Annotated in this window: 20 protein-coding genes and 2 tRNA genes; 16 read left to right on the forward strand and 6 right to left on the reverse strand. The window is 64.6% G+C overall.

Annotated features, from left to right (window positions below; all coding sequences use genetic code 11):
* Nucleotides 1–39: 39 nt before the first annotated feature.
* Nucleotides 40–2,070, reverse strand: a complete 2,031-nt coding sequence (locus tag CH294_RS19645; RefSeq protein ID WP_249305395.1) for a TPM domain-containing protein — start codon at nt 2,068–2,070, stop codon at nt 40–42.
* A 122-nt stretch (nt 2,071–2,192) separates the two neighbouring features.
* Here CH294_RS19645 and CH294_RS19650 point away from each other — a divergent pair, with 122 nt between their 5' ends.
* Genes CH294_RS19650 through dnaG form a run of 7 tightly spaced genes read left to right on the forward strand, consistent with a single transcriptional unit; the run spans nt 2,193 to nt 9,675 of the window.
* Complete coding sequence (locus CH294_RS19650) at nt 2,193–3,107, forward strand: ABC transporter ATP-binding protein (protein WP_094738869.1); 915 nt, start codon at nt 2,193–2,195, stop codon at nt 3,105–3,107.
* Nucleotides 3,104–3,907, forward strand: a complete 804-nt coding sequence (locus CH294_RS19655) for an ABC transporter permease (RefSeq protein WP_094738870.1) — start codon at nt 3,104–3,106, stop codon at nt 3,905–3,907. Before CH294_RS19650 ends, CH294_RS19655 begins: the two co-directional genes overlap by 4 nt.
* 46 nt (nt 3,908–3,953) lie before the next feature.
* Nucleotides 3,954–5,063 carry a sensor histidine kinase gene (locus CH294_RS19660; RefSeq protein ID WP_094738980.1) on the forward strand — a complete coding sequence of 370 codons (1,110 nt, stop codon included), beginning with the start codon at nt 3,954–3,956 and terminating at the stop codon, nt 5,061–5,063.
* Complete coding sequence (locus CH294_RS19665) at nt 5,060–5,668, forward strand: response regulator transcription factor (protein WP_094738871.1); 609 nt, start codon at nt 5,060–5,062, stop codon at nt 5,666–5,668. The genes CH294_RS19660 and CH294_RS19665 overlap by 4 nt, the downstream gene beginning before the upstream one ends.
* A 55-nt stretch (nt 5,669–5,723) precedes the next feature.
* Nucleotides 5,724–6,440: a YdcF family protein gene (locus CH294_RS19670; protein WP_032402426.1), complete on the forward strand. Its 717-nt coding sequence runs from the start codon at nt 5,724–5,726 to the stop codon at nt 6,438–6,440.
* Nucleotide 6,441: 1 nt separating this feature from the next.
* On the forward strand, nt 6,442–7,716 hold the full coding sequence (locus tag CH294_RS19675) for a deoxyguanosinetriphosphate triphosphohydrolase (RefSeq protein WP_094619871.1): 1,275 nt from the start codon (nt 6,442–6,444) through the stop codon (nt 7,714–7,716).
* 42 nt (nt 7,717–7,758) lie between these two features.
* Entirely contained in the window at nt 7,759–9,675 is a 1,917-nt protein-coding gene (gene dnaG, locus CH294_RS19680) for a DNA primase (protein ID WP_032402428.1), read from the forward strand.
* Here the strand turns inward: dnaG and CH294_RS19685 are convergent.
* Complete coding sequence (locus CH294_RS19685) at nt 9,672–9,917, reverse strand: hypothetical protein (protein WP_032379567.1); 246 nt, start codon at nt 9,915–9,917, stop codon at nt 9,672–9,674. The two genes, dnaG and CH294_RS19685, sit on opposite strands and share 4 nt — an antisense overlap.
* 149 nt (nt 9,918–10,066) lie before the next feature.
* Between CH294_RS19685 and CH294_RS19690 the strand changes: the two genes are divergently transcribed.
* Both CH294_RS19690 and CH294_RS19695 read left to right on the forward strand, forming a co-directional pair.
* Nucleotides 10,067–10,139 (forward strand) — tRNA-Asn (locus CH294_RS19690).
* 224 nt (nt 10,140–10,363) lie between these two features.
* A complete protein-coding gene (locus CH294_RS19695) occupies nt 10,364–11,278 on the forward strand; it encodes an AfsA-related hotdog domain-containing protein (protein ID WP_094738872.1) in 915 nt (304 codons plus the stop codon).
* Here CH294_RS19695 and CH294_RS19700 read toward each other — a convergent pair.
* Nucleotides 11,256–11,897, reverse strand: coding sequence for a ScbR family autoregulator-binding transcription factor (locus CH294_RS19700; RefSeq protein ID WP_032379151.1), 642 nt, complete (start codon nt 11,895–11,897; stop codon nt 11,256–11,258). The genes CH294_RS19695 and CH294_RS19700 overlap by 23 nt on opposite strands.
* A gap of 231 nt (nt 11,898–12,128) precedes the next feature.
* On the opposite strand from CH294_RS19700, the gene CH294_RS19705 reads away from it, so the two are divergent.
* The 3 genes from CH294_RS19705 (at nt 12,129) to CH294_RS19715 (ending at nt 14,373) form a co-directional block, all read left to right on the forward strand.
* Nucleotides 12,129–12,596 carry an NUDIX domain-containing protein gene (locus tag CH294_RS19705; RefSeq protein WP_032402432.1) on the forward strand — a complete coding sequence of 156 codons (468 nt, stop codon included), beginning with the start codon at nt 12,129–12,131 and terminating at the stop codon, nt 12,594–12,596.
* 75 nt (nt 12,597–12,671) lie between these two features.
* Nucleotides 12,672–12,851, forward strand: coding sequence for a hypothetical protein (locus CH294_RS19710; protein WP_141216528.1), 180 nt, complete (start codon nt 12,672–12,674; stop codon nt 12,849–12,851).
* A 55-nt stretch (nt 12,852–12,906) separates the two neighbouring features.
* Nucleotides 12,907–14,373: an MFS transporter gene (locus CH294_RS19715; protein WP_094738874.1), complete on the forward strand. Its 1,467-nt coding sequence runs from the start codon at nt 12,907–12,909 to the stop codon at nt 14,371–14,373.
* Between the two features lie 10 nt (nt 14,374–14,383).
* Here the strand turns inward: CH294_RS19715 and CH294_RS19720 are convergent, their stop codons facing one another.
* Nucleotides 14,384–15,106, reverse strand: a complete 723-nt coding sequence (locus CH294_RS19720) for a GAF and ANTAR domain-containing protein (RefSeq protein WP_094738875.1) — start codon at nt 15,104–15,106, stop codon at nt 14,384–14,386.
* 114 nt (nt 15,107–15,220) lie between these two features.
* Between CH294_RS19720 and CH294_RS19725 the strand changes: the two genes are divergently transcribed.
* From CH294_RS19725 to CH294_RS19740, 4 genes are all read left to right on the forward strand, one after another.
* A complete protein-coding gene (locus tag CH294_RS19725; RefSeq protein WP_032379146.1) occupies nt 15,221–15,688 on the forward strand; it encodes a universal stress protein in 468 nt (155 codons plus the stop codon).
* A 104-nt stretch (nt 15,689–15,792) separates the two neighbouring features.
* Nucleotides 15,793–17,583: a TIGR03767 family metallophosphoesterase gene (locus CH294_RS19730; RefSeq protein WP_094738876.1), complete on the forward strand. Its 1,791-nt coding sequence runs from the start codon at nt 15,793–15,795 to the stop codon at nt 17,581–17,583.
* Nucleotides 17,580–17,930, forward strand: coding sequence for a hypothetical protein (locus CH294_RS19735; RefSeq protein WP_094738877.1), 351 nt, complete (start codon nt 17,580–17,582; stop codon nt 17,928–17,930). Before CH294_RS19730 ends, CH294_RS19735 begins: the two co-directional genes overlap by 4 nt.
* Nucleotides 17,927–18,511 carry a hypothetical protein gene (locus CH294_RS19740; RefSeq protein ID WP_141216529.1) on the forward strand — a complete coding sequence of 195 codons (585 nt, stop codon included), beginning with the start codon at nt 17,927–17,929 and terminating at the stop codon, nt 18,509–18,511. Before CH294_RS19735 ends, CH294_RS19740 begins: the two co-directional genes overlap by 4 nt.
* 30 nt (nt 18,512–18,541) lie before the next feature.
* Here CH294_RS19740 and CH294_RS19745 read toward each other — a convergent pair whose 3' ends face one another.
* The gene (locus CH294_RS19745) at nt 18,542–19,162 is read right to left on the reverse strand and encodes a YdeI/OmpD-associated family protein (RefSeq protein ID WP_094738879.1); all 621 of its coding nucleotides are present in this window, start codon (nt 19,160–19,162) and stop codon (nt 18,542–18,544) included.
* Between the two features lie 129 nt (nt 19,163–19,291).
* Nucleotides 19,292–19,368: transfer RNA gene (locus CH294_RS19750), tRNA-Ile, on the reverse strand.
* Nucleotide 19,369 lies beyond the last annotated feature (1 nt).

The following is a 19,369-nucleotide window of genomic DNA, read 5'->3' on the forward strand; positions in this document are numbered from 1 at the left end:
TCCTCGTGAGATCGGGCCCTGTGGCATATCGGGGTCGAATCAGAAGCGGCCGCCGCCACCGCCGAAGCCGCCGCCTCCACCACCTCCACCGAAGCCCCCACCTCCACCGAAGCCCCCGCCGAAGCCACCTCCGCCGCCGCCGCGCAGCACGCTGTTGATCAGGATTCCGCCGAGCACAGCGCCTGCAACGTTGCCGCCGCTACCGCCGCCGCGTGGACCGTGACGGTTTTCCCAGTTCTGCACGTCGGACTGGGCGATCTGCGACGCGCGCGAGGCCAACTGGCTGGCGGCATGCGCGTGCTTGAGCGCCTCGTCAGGGTTCTCGGGTTCGAGTTGACGAGCCGCGCCGAGATGCCGTTCGGCTTCGGACAACCGCGTTCGAGCATCGGCACCCACGCCGCCGCGCCGCGTCGAGATGTAGTCCGCTGCAGCGGTGATCTGCGCCTGAGCAGCCGCGATATCGCGTTCCAGACGCGCCCGCAGCTGATCCTCGGCGGCCTTCTCCGCCGACGCTTCGTCGACGATCTTCTCGAGTTCGGAATCTGCTGCGGCAAGGGCGGTGTAACTGCCGAGCGGGTCGCTCGACTGCGCTGTCTCCGCATTCTTCAACGCAGTCTGTGCCGCGGCCATCGCCGCCTGCAGTTCGGCACCGCCGTGTTCGGCCAGTCCGCGGGCCTGCTCGATGTCGCGTCGGACGTCGGCGATGGCGTCGGGCAGGGTGGCAATGGCGTTCCCGATGTCGTCGCGGGCGTGGTCGACTCCGTCGAGCAGGGACTTCGCCTGATCGAGGGCTCGTTCTGCGGTCCGAATCGCGGTGACGGCCGGACCCTGCTTTCCCGGCGGCAGCGCTGCGGCCTTGCGGCCGGCTTCGATGTTCTCCTCGGCCAGCGCAACTCGATCCTTGGCCATCGTGACGTTGTCGGCGATCGATTTCAGTGCGGTCTCGGAGAATTCCGAATGCAGCTGAGCGAGTACGGTTTCGGACTGTGGAATGCGCACCGTCAAGCCGATGATGGCTTGGGTGAGCTCGTCGAGATGCGCGCCGGCATTCATCACGAGGTCGCGGAAGCCGTCGAATTCCTCGACCCTGGAGTCGAGCTCACGATCTGCCTGGCCGCACGAGGAGATGATCTCGACGAGCATGGCCCGCCGCTGATCGGGGGTTTCGGGAATGGCGTCGTCGAGGCGCTGACGGATCTCGAAGGCAGAGGCCAAGGCTTTCTTTGCGTTGTCGTACGCGGTGATGAACGGTGCGGCTGCCGAATCGCCGAATTCGCCTCGGGCAAGGGTCAATTCTTCCTCACTCGCCCGCACGGCGTTGTCGGTCTCGATCAGAATTTCCTTGGCGCGGGTGTCGAGAACGTCTATCGGGAACTTGGCCAGTGCGGCCGGGTCGCTCGGGTCGATCATCGCCACGGCGGCTACCTCGGCGGCCACCCTGGCCTTCTTGCGCCGCGAGGAGTAGACGACAGCGCCGCCGCCTGCAACCGCCAACACGCCGACACCGATCAGCAGCGGTGCCGATGACCCACCGTCGCCGCTCGACGCATAGGCCTCGCCGAGGGCGCCGGCAGCCGCTATGGCCGCTCCCGACCAATCCTCTTCGCCCAGTGCGGGTTCGACGTCGTTGACGCGAATGTCGTCCTGCTCGGCCGTGGTGATCTGCGAGAGTCCGGTGTTGACGGCGAGGTAGTACGAGCGATCGACGGTCGCGACTGCGAGCAGGACGTCACGCTGACCGAGGTCGCTTCGTTCATATGTCTGCTTGGCCCAGTTCGTTGCCGACATGTTGTCGAAATCTGCCACGTAGGTGACCCACAGCCTGAGCTGGCTGCTGCTGTAGAGGTCGTCGATGGAGGTCTGCACCTCGGCCAGCGAATCAGGGTCGAGAGCCTGGACGTTGTCGGTGATCTGGGTGGCCAGCCGCGAGGGAGCCTCGGCGGATGCAACCCCCGGTGCGAGCAGGACCGCGGCGAACAGGGTCAGAGCACCCGTAGCGGCGAGACGACGAAATCGATGGACCGACCTACGGACTGTGGCGCTGGGGTGCCGCCGGTGCTGGACTGCCATGCGATGAAATCTACCGGCTGGGTCGTGTCCGAATCGAGCAGGTCGATCCATGACAGTTGTCATCGTGCAATCGTGACGCTCGGTCGAGGTGGATGGGCTCGGACCGCAGCAGAGTAACTGTCATGACCACAACGAAGGCAGTCGAACTGCGAGGCGTGACCAAAACATACGGATCGGTCCGTGCGGTGGACGGGATCGACCTGTCGATCGAACCGGGCGAGGTCGTCGCATTCCTCGGACCCAACGGAGCCGGAAAGACGACGACAATCGACATGATGCTCGGCCTGGCAACACCCACCACCGGGACGGTGTCGGTGTTCGGAGGAACGCCCGCCGACGCCATCGCCCAGGGGCGAATCTCGGCCGTCATGCAGACCGGTGGGTTGCTCCGCGACCTGACCGTCCGCGAAACCGTCGAGCTGACGTCGGCACTGTTCGCCCACACCCGGTCGGTGAAAGAGGTGCTGACCCGGGCAGGCATCGCCGACATCGGCGACCGTCGAGTGGCGAAATGCTCCGGCGGCCAGCAACAGCGACTGCGATTCGCACTCGCTCTGTTGCCCGACCCGGATCTGTTGGTGTTGGACGAGCCGACCACGGGCATGGACGTCGAGGGTCGTCGCGATTTCTGGAACGCCATTCGCCACGACGCGAGTACCGGCCGAACGGTGCTGTTCGCGACGCACTATCTCGATGAGGCCGATGCCTACGCCGACCGGATCGTGCTGGTGCGGCACGGCAAGATCGTCGCCGACGGTAGCGCCGCCGAGGTGAAGAACCTGGCTGCTGGACGCACCGTCACCGCGACCTTGCCCGGCGTCGATCGGTCGATGTTGCTCGCTCTGCCCGGGGTCGACCGCGTGGAGACTCGCGGCGACCGGGTGATCGTGCACGGCCGAGACTCCGACTCCGTGGCCCGGTACCTACTGAACGACGCGCATGCGACCGATCTGGAGATCGTCTCGCGGAACCTCGAGGACGCCTTCCTCGCCCTGACCACCGATGCCGACACCGAACTCGCCGGGAGTATCCGATGACCACCACCACGCAGTCCGCAACCGCCCGCACATCCGCCAGAGCCGTTGCCTGGGGCGGATTCTCGCCCACCTTCCTCGGACTCGAAATCCGCAGACTGTTTCGAAACAAGCGGACGCTGATCTTCACGTTGGTGATGCCGCCGGTGTTCTTCGTCATCTTCGGTACGCAGTCGGACTTCAAGACCGACTACTCCTTCGCGCACGGCAACGTCACGGGATACATCGCTATCAGCATGGCCGTGTACGGAGCCATGCTCGCCACGACCAGCGGGGGAGCGATGGTATCGGTCGAACGGGCGCAGGGGTGGAGCAGGCAGCTGCGGTTGACCCCGCTCAAGCCCGTGGCCTACATCATCACCAAGGTCCTCGTGGCCATGACAATGGGTGCTGCAGCGATCGTCGTGGTATTCGTCGTCGCCAAGTTCTTCGGAGCCGATATGCCGATCTGGGTGTGGCTCGCGTGCGGAGTGATCGCGTGGCTCGGATCTGCGGTGTTCGCCGCATTCGGGTTGTTCATGGGGTACCTGCTGCCCTCGGAGAACGTCATGCAGATCCTCGGACCTGTACTGGCCTTCCTCGCCCTGGCCGGCGGGTTGTTCGTCCCGCTCGGTGACAGCGGCTGGTTCCCGATGCTGGCCAAGTTCACTCCGCTCTACGGCCTGGCCACGGTGGCCAGAGCGCCGTTCACGTCCGCCGACGCGGGCACTCTGGTGATCGCCGTGGTGAACCTGGTGGTGTGGGCCACGGTGTTCGTAGCCGGAGCTGCCCTGCTGTTCCGAAAAGACACCAAGCGTGCCTGACGCAGAAACCACCGGTCATGTCGCCCACGGAGATACCGTGGGCGACATGACCACGTTCACCGCCGACCTGCCGGAGGGGCGGGTCTGGCGATACGGCTGGATGTTCGGAGCCATCTGGCTGATCTACCTGATCTATCCGTTGAACGAGATCCTGGCCTTGGAGTCCGTGACGACCAGGGTCTTGGGGATCGTTGCGATCGTCGGGTTCGGTGTGGTGTTCACGACCACTTTCTGGCGGTTCCGCAACGGTCACCGCCGCGGGCGTCCGCTGCCCACGTCGCAGGCATGGATCGCGCTCGGGGCGATGAGTGTCCTGACCGTCGCGATGAGTGCGCTGATCGACACCACCGGTTTCGGTGCGACCGTCTACATCGCGGTGCTGGCGATGATGACGTTGCCGGTCCGGCAGGCGTGGGGATTGGTTGCGACGATGGTGGTGGTCATCGAAGTGGCACCCCGCGTCATCCCATCCTGGGAGCCCGACAACTTCTTCGCGTTCCAGTTGCTGATCAGCTCGGCCGCCGCCTGGGGCATCACTCAGGTATTTCAGCGCAACCACGAATTGGCCGTCGCCAGGCAGCAATTGGCAGATCTGGCGATCGTCGCCGAACGTGAGCGGATGAGCCGGGACGTACACGACATTCTCGGGCACTCCCTGACAGTCATCACCGTCAAGAGCGAACTGGCCGGACGGCTGCTCGAGATCGATGCCGCCCGAGCGGCAGTCGAGATCGCGGAGGTGGAAACCCTTGCCCGGCAAGCACTCGCCGATGTTCGCAGCACCGTCGGCGGCATGCGCCAGATCGACATCGGCACCGAATTGGCCAGTGCAAGAACAGCACTGGTGGCCGCAGCCATCGATGTCGACCTGCCCGCCGATGCCGATATGGTGCCGCTGAGACACCGCGAACTGTTCGGCTGGGTCCTGCGTGAAGCGGTGACCAACGTGGTTCGACACTCGCACGCGCAACACTGCCGAGTGACGCTGACGCCGTCGAGCATTTCCATCGTCGACGACGGACGCGGACCTGCCGAGGACACCTGCGGAGGAAACGGGCTTCGCGGGTTGGGCGAACGCGTGAGCGCCGGTGGTGGTTCACTGACGGTCGCCCGGGTTCCGGCCGGCGGATTCAAGGTGGAGGTCGCGGCACCATGAGTATCAGACTGTTGCTGGCCGACGATCAAGCTCTGGTGCGTGGAGCCCTCGCAGCACTGCTCGGGCTCGAACACGATCTCGACGTCGTGGCGGAGGTGGGGCGAGGAGACGAAGTGGTCGCTGCCGTGCTCGAACATCGACCCGACGTCGTACTGCTCGACGTCGAGATGCCGGGCAAGAACGGAATCGACGTGGCCGCCGAGCTGACCCTCGTGGCACCCGAGTCGAGAGTGCTGATCGTCACTACGTTCGGCCGCCCCGGATATCTACGCCGCGCGATCGATGCGGGGGCATCGGGTTTCGTGGTCAAGGACACTCCCGCCAAGCAGCTGGCCGATGCAGTTCGGCGAGTGCACATGGGGCTTCGCGTCGTCGATCCGACGCTGGCGACCGAGACCTTGACCGACGGCGTCTCGCCTCTGACCGCCCGTGAGCAGGAGGTTCTCCGCGCAGCAGCGCAGGGTGGGACGGCCGGCTCCATCGCTGCCGCGGTGCACCTGTCGGAGGGAACGGTGCGCAACCACCTGTCGTCTGCAATAGGCAAGACCGGTACCAGTACTCGCGCGGAAGCTGTCCGAGTGGCCGAGGACCGCGGGTGGCTGTAGCTCCTACGAGGCGCGCCGTGACCGAGCCGATGCGCGGGCCTGGCAAACTCGAGGGGTGAATTCAACTCTCGACCGAGACCCGTACGGCGACCCGTACGACGATCGGTATGCCTCGGACCCCGGTCCCGAGCGCCTCGGCTTCTTCGGAACGCTGGGACGCTGGACCGGTCGGCTGGTCGCGGGAGTGGTCCTGATGGCGGTGGTGCTGGTCGCAGGGACTGCGGTCCGGGTGTGGCAGGTTGCTCGCATCGACGACTACTCCAAGGCCGACGCCATCGTCGTACTGGGTGCGGCGCAGTACAGCGGGACACCCTCGACGGTGTTCGAGGCCCGACTGTCCCAGGCCGCGGCGCTGTACGAGCGAGGCATCGCCCCCGAGATCGTCACCGTCGGCGGCAAGCAGGAAGGTGACCTGTTCACCGAGGCCGCGTCGGGGCGCAACTATCTGATCGAGCAGGGAGTGCCGGCGGACGCCATCGTGGCCGTCGAGACCGGCTCGGACACGCTCGAGAGCATCGAGGCCGTGAGCGACACACTCCGCGACGAGGGCAAGTCGTCGGTGGTGCTGGTCAGTGATCCGTGGCATTCGCTGCGCACTCGAACCATGGCGCGTGACGCCGGGCTCGATGCATGGACCTCACCGACGCGTACCGGACCGGCCGTCTACACCAGAGAGTCACAGGCACACGGAATTGCCAGGGAGACAGGCGCACTGCTGTGGTACCAGCTGACTCACTTCACGGCAGACTTCTCCTACACGGCAGGCCAGTGACATGACCGGCACCTACTCGGCGCACGACGTCGAACGATTCGTCACCGAACCCCCGAAGACCGCCGGCCTGAAACCGGGAACGAACAACGCCTCGCATCGAAGTGCTTTCGCGCGCGACCGGGCGCGGGTGCTGCACTGCGCCGCACTGCGCCGCCTCGCGGACAAGACCCAGGTGACCGGGCCCCGGGACGGAGACACTCCGCGGACTCGGCTCACCCACTCGCTGGAAGTCGCGCAGATCGGCCGCAGCATCGCCGAAGGCCTCGGCAGTGACCCCGATCTGGTCGACCTCGCGGGCTTGGCCCACGACATCGGCCATCCGCCCTACGGCCACAACGGCGAACGGGCACTCGACGAAGTGGCCACGGACTGTGGTGGGTTCGAGGGCAACGCGCAGAACCTTCGCATTCTCACCGGCCTCGAGCCGAAGATCCTCGACGCCGATGGGCGCAGCGCGGGATTGAACCTGACCCGAGCATCTCTCGACGCCGCGACCAAGTATCCCTGGATCCGGCCGGCACCAGGCGCGAAATTCGGTGCCTACGACGACGACTCCGCGATTCTGGGCTGGGTACGTGACACTGCACCGGACAAGCACAAGTGTCTCGAAGCGCAAACCATGGATTGGTCCGATGACGTTGCCTACTCGGTACACGATGTCGAGGACGGCGTCATCGACGCCCGCATCGACCTACGCGCGCTGTCCGACCCGATCGAGCAGCGCGCACTCGCCGAACTCGGTGTCTCGGAATTCCGCGGACTCGATGTCGACGAGTTGATCGAAGCTGCGAGCCGGTTGTCGAGGATGCCCGTCGTGATCGCCGTCGGACGCTACGACGGCACCCTCGAAGCATCCGTTGCACTCAAGCACATGACGAGTGAACTGGTCGGGCGCTTCGCGACAGCTGCCATCGAGGGCACCCACGAGAGGTACGGCACCGCGCCGTTGAGCCGGTACGACGCCGACCTGGTGGTGCCTTCGATCGTCGGCTCGGAAGTTGCATTGCTCAAAACCATGGCGCTGAGGTACGTGATGTCCGACGCCGGACACAAGATCCGCCAGGAGCGCCAACGTGACCGAATCCACCGCGTCGCCGAGTGGTTGCTGCGCTCGGCACCGGGGGAGCTGGACCCCATCCTGGTCCCGGCCTGGCAGCGCGCAGAAAGCGACGCCGAACGAACCCGAGTTGTCGTCGATCAGATCGCCTCGTACACCGAAAGTCGACTCGAACTGATCGACAAGCGCTCGCTGGGAGCTCAGGCCAGCTGGGGTTGATCGGCGGGTGTCGGGTGTCTGGTTCGACGCTAGACTGCACACGTGGCCGGCCGAATTCCTGAACGCGACATCGCCGCCATTCGCGAACGCACACGGATCGAAGACATCGTCGGCGACTACGTCTCCCTCAAGCGCGCGGGCGGCGACTCCATGAAGGGGTTGTGCCCCTTCCACGACGAAAAATCGCCGTCGTTCCATGTTCGACCCAATCACGGTCATTACCACTGCTTCGGTTGCGGCGAGGGAGGTGATGCCTACTCCTTCCTCCAGAAGATCGAACACATTTCCTTCGTCGAGGCCGTCGAGCAACTCGCCGACCGGCTGAACTATTCGATCTCCTACGAGGGCGGAGGGCCATCGGTTCAACGTGACCGCGGCACCCGAGCGCGTCTGATCGCTGCCAACGCGGCAGCGCAGGAGTTCTACGCAGGGAGGCTCAGCGGCCCCGACGCCCAGACCGCACGTGACTACCTCACCGAACGTAACTTCGACGGCCACGCTGCATTGGCTTACGGCTGCGGATACGCACCCGACGGTTGGGACACTCTCACCAAACACCTGCTGGGCAAGGGCTTCGAGGCCAAGGAGATCGTGGACGCGGGCCTGGCGACACCCGGCAAGCGCGGCACGCCCATCGACCGTTTCCGACGCCGATTGGTGTGGCCGATTCGCAGTCAGAGCGGCGACGTCATCGGTTTCGGTGCCCGCAAACTGTTCGACGACGACACGATGCCGGGTAAGTACATCAACACCCCGGAAACCATGCTGTACAAGAAGTCTCAGGTGTTGTTCGGTCTCGACCTGGCGCGCAAGGAGATCGCGAAGTCGCATCAGGCCGTCATCGTCGAGGGCTACACCGACGTGATGGCGATGCATCTGGCCGGGGTCAAGACGGCGGTGGCGTCCTGCGGTACCGCATTCGGCGAGGACCACCTGGCCATGCTGCGCCGATTGATGATGGACGACAGCTACTTTCGCGGCGAAGTGATCTACACCTTCGACGGAGACGATGCCGGGCAGGCCGCCGCCATGAAGGCATTCGAGGGTGATCAGAAGATTGCCGGACAGACTTTCGTCGCCGTTGCGCCCGACGGCATGGACCCGTGCGACCTGCGTTTGAAGTCCGGCGACAACGCTGTTCGCGATCTGGTCGCCCGGCGTACCCCGATGTTTGCCTTCGTGGTCAAATCGCTACTGCGAGAACATGATCTGGATACCCCCGAGGGACGTGTCGAAGCCCTGAAGAGAACCGTGCCCGTGGTCGCGCGCATCAAGGACGCGTCGCTGCGGGACGAGTACGCACGGCAGTTGGCCGGCTGGACCGGCTGGGATGACACCGCGATGGTGCTCGCCCGCGTGCGCGACGAGGCGAAGAAGGGCGCTCGGGGCGACACCAGCGGTAAGCGTGTGCCGTTCGAGAAGCGTCAGGCGACGCCGACCGAGGCTCCGGCAGGGCCGCCGCGTCCGAACCCCACCGATCCGTCCTTGTGGCCGCAGCGGGAGGCTCTCAAGGCGGTACTGCAGATGCCTGCGATGGCGGGCACGGTGTTCGACTCGCTCCCGCCGGAGAGCTTTCATCACCCGGCATACGCGGCCGTGCGTGACGCGGTGGCTGCTGCCGGGGGTACAGCCGCGGGACTGGGCGGAGGGGAGTGGGTCGACGCCGTGGCCAAGCAGGCCAAGGACGCCGTAGTGGTGTCGTTGGTGACCGAGCTGGCCGTCGACCCGATGCGTGTGGCCGACGACGCACTCACGCGCTACATCTCGGGTGTACTCGCGAGGCTGCAGGAAGTGTGGGTCGGCCAGCAGGTGGCAGAACTCAAGTCGAAGCTGCAGCGCATGTCACCGGTCGAGAAGCCCGACGACTACAACGCGCTGTTCGGCGATCTCATCGCCCTCGAGCAGTACCGCCGCAGTCTGCTCGAGCTCGCCGTCGGAAGTGTCGCCGAGGTCGGTTAGCGACGTAGCTGATCGCGGGGCACGTAGACCTGGGTCTCGTCGTCGATCGGCTGCATCGGCTCGAGCCGGGGCTGGGTGTTGAGGGAATCGGAGAGCTTCTGACGGCCGACCTCGATGGCCTTCTTGGTCGCCGGAGACGACGCAACGGCGCTTGCCGTCTTGCGAATCTGCTCGTACCGGCCCCGGCCGGCCTTGGCACCGAGCACATATGCAGCTCCAGCCGCCAGTACCAAACGAATCATCAGTGGGTCCTTCCGTAGAGCGTGCGGCTGTAGGTCCATCTTGCCCGACGGAGCTCCGGCGACGCTCGAGCAGGGCGATTTGGTACTCACCAGGGTGTGTGCGCTATTGTTTCCAACGGCTCGCACGAGAGTGTGACGCCGCGAGGTAATCCCCCATAGCTCAATTGGCAGAGCATTCGACTGTTAATCGAAGGGTTCCTGGTTCGAGTCCAGGTGGGGGAGCGCAATCCCCGTCCGGTTCTCCGGGCGGGGATTTTTGTCGTCCGGGTCGGTGGTACCAGGGTCTCGGTCGGTTATCAGATCGTGACTCTCCTGGCTGTATATCGATTGAATGAATCCATTCGACCGATGCCGGTTTTGTCGGTCGTTCGCGACATACTGAACGAGCGGTCCGGGAGGCTCAACAGTGCTATAAAAAACCGGATCGGTCGGTTTTAAGGGGCTTCATGAGTTTGAGTTACGCAGCAACCGTTCCACGTCACCTCGTGCATCGGCGTTCTCCGGCCGACGTGTTGTTGACCGATTACGAAACGGTGGACGGAACCCACCGGGCAGCTGTTCAGTTCCCGACTTCCCATCGGATGTTCGCTCCGGTCCGTCGCACCCACGACTCGTTGATGGTGGCAGAGGCTCTGCGCCAAGCGATCAGCCTCTTCTGCCACGTCAACCACGGAGTGCCACTCGACCACATCGTCTTCATCGAGCACTCTCGCTTCGAGATTCTCGATCCGCTGTCGGTCGACGAGATCGACGATTCGCTCGTCGCCGAGTCGATCACGACCGACGTGACGTTCGACGACACGTCGATGGACAACATGAAGTTGTCGGCCAGGTTGTTGAACGGTGACCGACTCGTTGCGTTCGGAACGGCGTCGGTACGGTCGCTCGGCCCCGAGGTGTACTCGCAGTTTCGCACCTCGTCGATGGCCGACCCCCACTTCCGGTATCTGCCGGCCGGGACCGAAGTGGTCGAGGCCTTTGCGGTCGGACGGCTCGATCCCTCCGACGTCGTGTTGGCACGGCACACCTCCGACGGCTCCATCGTCGTGGCACCGGATCCTCGTAACCTGGCGATGTTCGATCATTCCGTCGAATATCTTCCCGGCGTGACCATGCTCGAGGCCGCGCGTCAGGCCTTGCGTCTGGCGACCGGAACGCCGACGCTGGACTTCACGTCGTGCGAGGTGCGCTTCATGGGGTTCGCCGAGTGGGCGAACCCGTGCTCGGTCATCGTCGACACCGACTCCACGGATGGCGTGCACCGCATCCAGTTCGAGCACGACGGTGCTGTGCTGTCGGCGATGTCGGTCACGGCAACGTCCGAACCGTGGCTGGCTCCTACCGATCGCTCCAGTCGATAACGGGGTCCTCTGCGAGCGCGAGAAGTCGCGGCAGGCGTCGACGCGGGACGACGGCGGGGAGCAATATCTGCCACATCTCGGTCAGTCGCTGCTGGAGATCGGCGCGCCCGGTCACCATTTCCGAGACAGTGTGCACGCCGGTGAACGACGACACGATGTACCGACCCACTGCGGTCGGGTCGACGCCGTCGACGATGTCCCCCTCGGCTTGGGCACGCTCGATCAGATCGCCGATCTTGACGATCCACTCCTCGAACGCCCCCGCGTGTGGACCGTCGGCGATGGCCGATTCCAGCGTCAACCGCATGCCCCCACGCGATATCGACTCGGTCTGCAGCTGACGTCCCAGCTCCTTGGTGACGAGAATCAACGCATCGAGCGCCTTGGGGGTGTGGTCGACAATGACGGCAGTGGCAGTTGCCGCCATCGTCAGTTGCGCGTCGATCACGGCCTGCGCCAACTCTTCCTTGGACGAGAAATGGAAGTACATCGCCCCTTTGCTCACCCCGGCGTGAGCGATGATGGTGCTCAAACTGGCTGTGCCGTAACCGAACTTCTCGAAGCTGGCGGCCGCTCCTTCGAGTACGGCCTGCCTGGTGGACGCTGCACGCTCTTGCATCGGTAGACAATAGCTGTTACGCGGGTTCACGGCACGGCGTGTGGAGTTACCGGCGATTCACCGGTAGTTGGTGTCGGAACCCATGGGGCGAGCGGCCCGCACCTGATCGAGTCGATCCTGAAGGTAGGTCTCGATCCACGCCTTCCGGGGGGCGGGATCGATCGCGAGCCGCGACAACGGTAGTGACGGGAGACGACGGGGAGCAAGCGAATTGATGGCACCCTGTTTGCCATGGTCAATACGAGTGCAGGAATCCTGTTGTATCGCGTGGGTGCCGACGGTCCGGAGGTCCTGATCGCACACCCCGGCGGACCGTTCTGGGCGCGCAAGGACGACGGAGCGTGGTCGATCGTGAAAGGGCTCCCGATCGAAGGCGAAGACCTGTGGACTGCGGCCCGCAGAGAGTTTCGGGAGGAAGTCGGGATGGACGTGCCCGCCGGAGAACACTTCGAGCTCGGCACCGTCACGCAGCGCGGTGGAAAGATCGTCACCGCTTTCGGCGTCGAAGCCGATCTGGACGTCTCGAATGCGGTGAGCAACACATTCGAGATCGAGTGGCCGCCGAAATCCGGTGTGATGGCTTCGTTTCCCGAGGTAGACCGCATCGAGTGGTTCGGGCTCGAGCAGGCGAGAGCGAAGCTGTTGGCGGCGCAGCACCCGTTTCTCGACGCTGTGGAGACGATCGTCGCATCGCGATAGTTTCGGCACGCGGGCCCGGGGTATCCAGCGGCCGGAAATGACGAGATTCGCAGATGCAGGGTGGGGAAGTGGATCATGATGCCGACGGATGCGTCCAGCGCACAGACCATGGTGGAAACGTCTCCGGTGGAAACGGCTGTTGTGGACGCCTCGCTCCTGGAGACACGGTGGGGCGGACGCGTCGTCGCGTCCGCGTTCGTTGTGTTGGCCGCGGGGCTGTCGTGGGTGTTCGCAGCCACCGCCATGATCGGCTAGCCTCCATCGGTCGGTGGGCCGATACTGCTCAGCTACGACTACGAAGGGCAGCACAGTGACCGACCGCAGTGTCTCCGCAACTCCACCGGCGATCGAGGTGCCCAAGCGCGCCTGGCAGGCGCTGGTGGTTCTGTTGCTGGGTATGTTCATGGCACTGCTCGACACCACCATCGTGAACGTGGCTCTGCCGACCATCAGCACCACGTTGGATGCGTCGGAATCGGTTCTGTCGTGGATCATCTCGGGGTACGCACTGGCATTCGGCCTGGCTCTGATTCCAGCGGGCAAGGTAGGCGACCGCGTCGGTCACAAATGGGTGTTCTTCACCGGCCTCGCGTTGTTCACCGTCGCGAGCTTCGCGTGTGGTCTCGCGCAGGACGACCTGCAGTTGGTCGTCGCCAGGGTCGTACAGGGCCTGGCGGGCGGCATGTTCGTACCCGCGGTCACCGCATTCATACAGCTGCTGTTTCCGGGGCCTGTGCGAGGCAAGGCTTTTGCCATCATGGGTGCCGTCATCGGAGTGTCGACTGCGCTGGGGCCCATCGTCGGCGGCCTGATCATTCAGGCGTTCGGCGACGAGAACGGGTGGCGGTTGGTCTTCTGGGTCAATCTGCCCATCGGAATCGTCGGTCTGGTCGCTGCCGCTGTATTGCTACCGAACAAGGATGATTCCACTCCCACGTCCCGCCCCGGAATCGATTGGCTCGGACTGGTTCTCATCTCCGCAGGACTGATAGCCCTACTCGTTCCTCTGATCGAGGGCCAAGAACTGGGTTGGCCGCTGTGGACTTACATGACGATCGCTGCTGGTCTGGGGCTGATCGCAGCGTTCGGGTGGTGGGAGGTGATCCACACCGGCCGTGGACACAGTCCGCTGGTGCCACCGCGGCTGTTCACCCGCCCGGCGTTCACCGGTGGTGTGATCCTCGCCCTCGTCTACTTCGCGGCCTTCACCAGCATCTTCTTCACCATCTCGCTGCTGTGGCAGACCGGACTCGGTAACACTGCCCTGTCGTCGGGCCTGGTGTCGATACCGTTCGCCATCGGCAGCATCATCGCCTCGTCGCAGAGCAACAGGCTGACCGTCCGTCTCGGTCGCACCGTTCTGATACTCGGAGCCTCGCTCGTCTCGATCGGGTTGATCTGGCTGTGGCTCATCCTGGCCACCAGCTCGGCCGACACCATCTCGCACTGGACGCTGTTGGTTCCGCTGTTCATTGCAGGTCTCGGCAACGGCGCATTCATCGCACCCAACGCGCAGTTCATCGTTGCGACGGTAGATCGTGATGACGCGGGAGCGGCGAGCGGAGTCATCTCCACGATGCAGCGTGTCGGCTCCGCGATCGGCATTGCCGTGATCGGCAGCGTCTTGTTCGGGAGTTTGGACATCACCGGGCCCGATACCGTCGGATCGGGATTTCTGCACGGGGCAGCGATGGCGATGGCAGTCAGTGCAGCATTCAGTGTGGTGGCGCTGGCGCTGGTCTTCGCACTCCCCAAGAAGGTTCAGGGTGCGCGCTGAGCACTCTTGCTCAGCTCTTCAAGCCCTTGCTGTGCCGATCGACGACAGACGCTGCGAGGTCGGCAATCTTGACGTTCAGGTCCTGGGAAGACTTACGCAGCAAGGCGAACGCCTCGTCGCCTGACACGTCGTGCAGAGCCATGATCAAACCGATGGCTTTGCCGATCTCCCTGTTGCTTTCGAGTCCGTCACGAAGCGTCGACGCTTCCTGCCCATTCATGACCGCGGCAACGGTGACCGCTGTGAACGCCGTCAGAATGATCGCCTTGCTCGCGCTGTCGGTGTCGAACACGCCCGGCTGGTCGGTGAACAGGTTGAGCGCGCCCACCTTCTGATCGTCCACCTTGAGCCGAAATCCCATGGCACCTCGTACCGGCGTGCGGTTCAACACACCGCGAGCCATCGCAGGCCACTGGGTGGGAGTGCGGAAGTCGGCTTCGAGCTGGGCCGCCTCGCTGGTGATCGCGTCCAGGCACGGGCCCTCGCCGGTAGCGCGCTCGATATCGTCGACAACGCGAGCGATGTCGTCCGAGGCTGCGACAGTGACGGGCTTCCCGTGGCGCATCAGCATCAGGCTGGCGTGATCGCAATGCGGAACGATCAGTACGGCGGCGTTGCAGATCGCGGTGTAGATCGCCTCGGCGCTGCTGCCTCGGTACACGATGTCGGCCAGAGCGGCGAACACAGTTGCCGGGTCGGTCGACGGGCTGTCGTGCTGCGAGACGTCGTTCACTGTGCAACTCCCGTCCTGTGTGATCGTTCGAGCAACCGGTACTCGATGTGAAGCAACCGTACCGCCACCGCATGGGGTGTTCGAACGGGCGGGTACCGGCAGTAGCCTCAGGTCGTGAGCGATGCGCAGGAGTCCACCGGGTTCGAGTACGGCCACGACGGACCGAAATCGATCGTGGTGGGCGTCGATGGGTCCGATTCGTCCTGGCGTGCCGCCGCCTACGCCGCAGGACTCGCGCGTAGACAGCGATCGCTGCTGGTACTGGTGTACGTACAACCCATCGCCACGGCGTCCTGGGGCCAGGCCGGCATCTCACTCGTCGAAACGGGTCAGCAGATCGCAGACGAGTTGCTCGACTACATCAGAACGTCGGCTGCCCGGTTCGGGGATCGAGAGCATGTGCGCTGGGAGTTTCGTACCGCGCAGGGAGATCCGTACAACGGGCTGATCGCCGTGGCAGAACAATTGCGCACCGACGCCGTCGTCGTGGGGGCGTCGGAGAACGCGGGACATCGAATAGCAGGCTCGGTGGCGGTGCGGTTGGTCAAAGCAGGCCGGTGGCCGGTGACCGTGGTGCCCTGAACGAGGCGAAATCGAGCCGATCTGCGGCCTGCCCTGTAAAAATAGGCAGTCACCTCGTCGGATGCGAGGCGCACGTGGTGCCGTTTTCGGATCCGAGGAGTTCCATGACCGGGCTTTCGCGTAGACAATTCGTGGCGCGCGTGGGGACTCTCGCGGCGGTGTGGGGAATCGCACCCCACGTGTTGGGTCAGGCTTTGGTTGCCCGCGCTCAGCCTGCGGGTGCTGCCGCGACCGGAACGCTGGCGCAGACGATTCTTCGATCCTCGAGCGGGCCGGGGCAGTATCGCGTCCTGGGTGCCGGGCCCGGGGAGCCGTATGTGCCTCGGCTGGACATTCTGGGCCGAGCACCCCAGCCGTCACGGGTGCAGTCGCGGCGGTCGTTGCTCTACCTCGGGCACCTGTCGGACATGCATGTCATCGACGCCCAATCGCCCGGCCGGATCGAGCCCATGATCGTCTCCGATCACGTTGCGTGGGGGTCGGCATTCCATCCGCAGGATCCGCTGACCGTGCACGTCACCGCAGCGATGGTGAAGGCCTTCGCCGATGCACGGATCAGCCCGGTCACCGGGGCACCGATGGGAGCCGCGGTGGTCACCGGAGACAGCGCCGACATGCATTCCCATCTCGAACTGCGCTGGTACATCGATGTTCTCGACGGTGTCCCGGTGAGGCCCACGAGTGGCGCGGCGGACGTCTTCGAGGGTGTTCAGGCGTGGCCGGAGGCGCAGTGGGCCTATCGGCCGGGCGATCCGTCGGGAGGGTCGTTCGGCGACTACGGATTCCCGACGCTTCCCGACCTTCTCACCCAGGCGATGTCGGGAACCGTCGAATCGGTGGGACTCCCCGTGCCGTGGTACTCGGTCTACGGAAATCACGACACCCTCTTGCTCGGCACGTTCGATCTGTCCTCGCAACTGCACGCCCTCGCCGTCGGTGGTCGCAAGGCGTACACCCTGGAGGCGACGGCCACCTCGGCTCTCGCCGGCTATGCGTCGACCGCAAGTCCGTTGCAGCGAATGGTCGACGCGCTCGGCGTCGGATCCGGTGCGCGACCGGGCTTTCGGGCGGTGTCGGCCGATCCGGCGCGATACCTGTTCGAGCAACGCGAGTTCATGGAGGAGCACTTCGACACCACCCCGACGCCGGGTCCGATCGGCCACGGCTTCACCCAACACAACCTCGATTCGGGCGAGACCTGGTGGACGGCAGACCCCACCCCGAACATCCGCACGTTCGGACTCGACACCTGCAACGCCGTCGCCGGGCCCGACGGTGCGGTGCCCGAGAATCAATTCGACTGGCTCACCGCCCAATTGGAGCAAGCGCAGGCCGAGAACAAGCTCGTGCTGATCTACACCCACCACAACAGCCTCACGCTGGAGAACCGGGCGCAGCGGCCAGGTCAGTCGGTGAAGCTCTACGGCGCAGACGAATTCGTCGATCTGCTGTTGAAGTACCCGGTGGTGATCGGCTGGCTCAACGGCCACACCCACCAGAACCAGATATTGGCGCATTCCAGCGGCGGACGCGGATTCTGGGAGATCACCACCGCGTCGTGCATCGACTTTCCGCAGCAGCAGCAAGTGGTCGAGATCGTCGACAACCGGGACGGAACCCTGTCGCTGTTCACGACGGTGCTCGATCACGCATCTCCGGTCACGCCCGGAAACAGCGGCGGTTACCTGGATCTGGCGTCGCGCAGCCGTGAACTTGCGGCCAACGACTGGGCCGAGAATCCGCTGATGCGACGAGGATCGCGTCTGGATCGCAACACCGAACTGCTCCTGCCTGCACCGTTCGATCTGAGCAGCATCACCGACGCCGCCCTCGAAAAGCAACACCTGGACGAGCATGCGCGACTGATCGCCTACGAGACGAGGCAGGGCCGATGAACAGTTTTCGCAGGAAGATCCTTGCCCTGTCCGCGGTGATGGTCTGCGCGGGGTGCTCGCAGACCGCAGCGCTTGCGCCGGTCGGCGGAGCCGAGCTCGGAAACCTGCGTTACGCAGTCAACGACGTACTGGTCGAGCAGGATATCGAGATACTGGTCGCGCCGGTGTGCTCGGGTACAGGTGCCGATATCGAATGTGCCGGAAAGACAACCGGTAACGAGACGATTACCGGTTCGGCTACCTCGGACGACGCGAGCACCGTCGAGATCAAGGTCGGTACGAACGTTCTCTACTCGGGCTCCGTGCAGGACGTGCTCGATCGCAATTCGACGGTCGGTGCGCCGTGAGGGGGAGTGTGGTTCTGGCTGCCGTGGTGGTCGTGTCGGCACTGATTCAGGCGCTGACTGTGCTGGGGGATCCGGTTCCGACGTCGTCTCTCGGCTTCGCGGGATTGGTTCTGGCTTCTGTTGCCGCGGTGATACTTGCACTGTGGATCACCGCGTCGACGGCACTCGATGTGGTGGACGGCAACGCATCCGGTGCGCTGAGCCGGGCGTGGCGACGGCCGCTCGCCCTGGTGTGGTGCGTGGTGCTGACCGGGGTGGCCGTTGCGCTCGCAGTCCTCTTCCCGCTGCTCCCGGTTATCGTGATTCTGGTTGCGTTGCTGGTACTTCCGGCCGCGGTCGACGGGCACCGAAATCCGTTCCACGCAGTCTTGGCTATTGTCAGGAGGTCTCCAGGGCGGTGCGCAGTCGCGGCTGTCGTCACGATTCTGGCCTTCGTCCTCGCCTGGGTGGTGGCCCTCGTACTGGGTTTCTTCGTCACCGGTGTGGTGGCGGCGTTCCTCACGTGGTTGTGGTTCGGAACCACTGCCGCTGTGCTGCTGGTCTATTGGTCGCGGCTGTACCGAAGGGCAACGCTGCTGTGACCGCCGGCTTTCGGCCGCTCGGACCCGGATTCAGCCGCGAGCTCGTCGACCTGCCGCGGCCTCGGCGACGACCTGAGTGATTCGTCCTGCGCGAGTGTCGTCTCGCACGGCGCTGACAATCCACCAGAGCATCTGCTTGCGAGCGCTTGGTGGAAAGCCGTCCCAGGTGCTCCGAGCGCTCGGGTTTCGGTCCAGCGCCGTGGTCAGTTCGAGAGGTTCCTGGAGGTCTTCGACCTGATCGGCGATCGTCCACCAGCCGTTGGACTTCGCGGCAGCGATGGCACGGCGACCTGCTTCGGTCATGAGGCCGCTGTCTTCCATATCGGCTGCGCGTTGTCGGTTCAGACGGGTCCACGGGCTCTTGGGCCTGCGCGGCGTGAACAGCTGCAGGCTGCGCTCGTCGTCGAGGTTGCTGCCGGTGGAATCGATCCAACCGAAGCAGATGGCTTCCTCGACGGCATCGGGGTACGGGCAGCGCGGGCGGTCGGTGGTGTTACGCCACGAACACAGCCACATGCCTCGGGTCGAAGCGTGATTGTGTTCCAGCCAGGTGCGCCACTGTGCCCGACTTTCGGCGTGAAAAATCGGGTAGTCGAATTTCCACGTTGCCGGGTGATCGGATGCCGACGAAAAAGATTCCGACGCAGTCACGTGCTCGCGCAATCGACTCGTGCCGGTGTTGCCCCGCTGCAGTTCCGCATTTCCTCAGTGTGCTCGTTGTCGAGGGCGTGTGCTGCCGCATTGTTGGGTGAAGTTCCCGAACACCGGACTTCGACACCGTGGTGGGGCGGGCGGGGCTCGAACCCGCGACCAATGGATTATGAGTCCACGGCTCTAACCGACTGAGCTACCGCCCCA

The sequence above is a fragment of the Rhodococcus sp. 14-2483-1-1 genome (assembly GCF_002259335.1).
In the GTDB taxonomy this organism is placed as follows: Bacteria; Actinomycetota; Actinomycetes; order Mycobacteriales; family Mycobacteriaceae; genus Rhodococcoides.

Coding starts and splice junctions, on each gene's coding strand:
- CH294_RS19645 (WP_249305395.1), bottom strand. CDS start 2,070: ATGGCAGTCCAGCACCGGCGGCACCCCAGCGCCACAGTCCGTAGGTCG.
- CH294_RS19650 (WP_094738869.1), top strand. CDS start 2,193: ATGACCACAACGAAGGCAGTCGAACTGCGAGGCGTGACCAAAACATAC.
- CH294_RS19655 (WP_094738870.1), top strand. CDS start 3,104: ATGACCACCACCACGCAGTCCGCAACCGCCCGCACATCCGCCAGAGCC.
- CH294_RS19660 (WP_094738980.1), top strand. CDS start 3,954: ATGACCACGTTCACCGCCGACCTGCCGGAGGGGCGGGTCTGGCGATAC.
- CH294_RS19665 (WP_094738871.1), top strand. CDS start 5,060: ATGAGTATCAGACTGTTGCTGGCCGACGATCAAGCTCTGGTGCGTGGA.
- CH294_RS19675 (WP_094619871.1), top strand. CDS start 6,442: ATGACCGGCACCTACTCGGCGCACGACGTCGAACGATTCGTCACCGAA.
- CH294_RS19685 (WP_032379567.1), bottom strand. CDS start 9,917: ATGATTCGTTTGGTACTGGCGGCTGGAGCTGCATATGTGCTCGGTGCC.
- CH294_RS19695 (WP_094738872.1), top strand. CDS start 10,364: ATGAGTTTGAGTTACGCAGCAACCGTTCCACGTCACCTCGTGCATCGG.
- CH294_RS19700 (WP_032379151.1), bottom strand. CDS start 11,897: ATGCAAGAGCGTGCAGCGTCCACCAGGCAGGCCGTACTCGAAGGAGCG.
- CH294_RS19705 (WP_032402432.1), top strand. CDS start 12,129: ATGGTCAATACGAGTGCAGGAATCCTGTTGTATCGCGTGGGTGCCGAC.
- CH294_RS19710 (WP_141216528.1), top strand. CDS start 12,672: ATGATGCCGACGGATGCGTCCAGCGCACAGACCATGGTGGAAACGTCT.
- CH294_RS19730 (WP_094738876.1), top strand. CDS start 15,793: ATGACCGGGCTTTCGCGTAGACAATTCGTGGCGCGCGTGGGGACTCTC.
- CH294_RS19735 (WP_094738877.1), top strand. CDS start 17,580: ATGAACAGTTTTCGCAGGAAGATCCTTGCCCTGTCCGCGGTGATGGTC.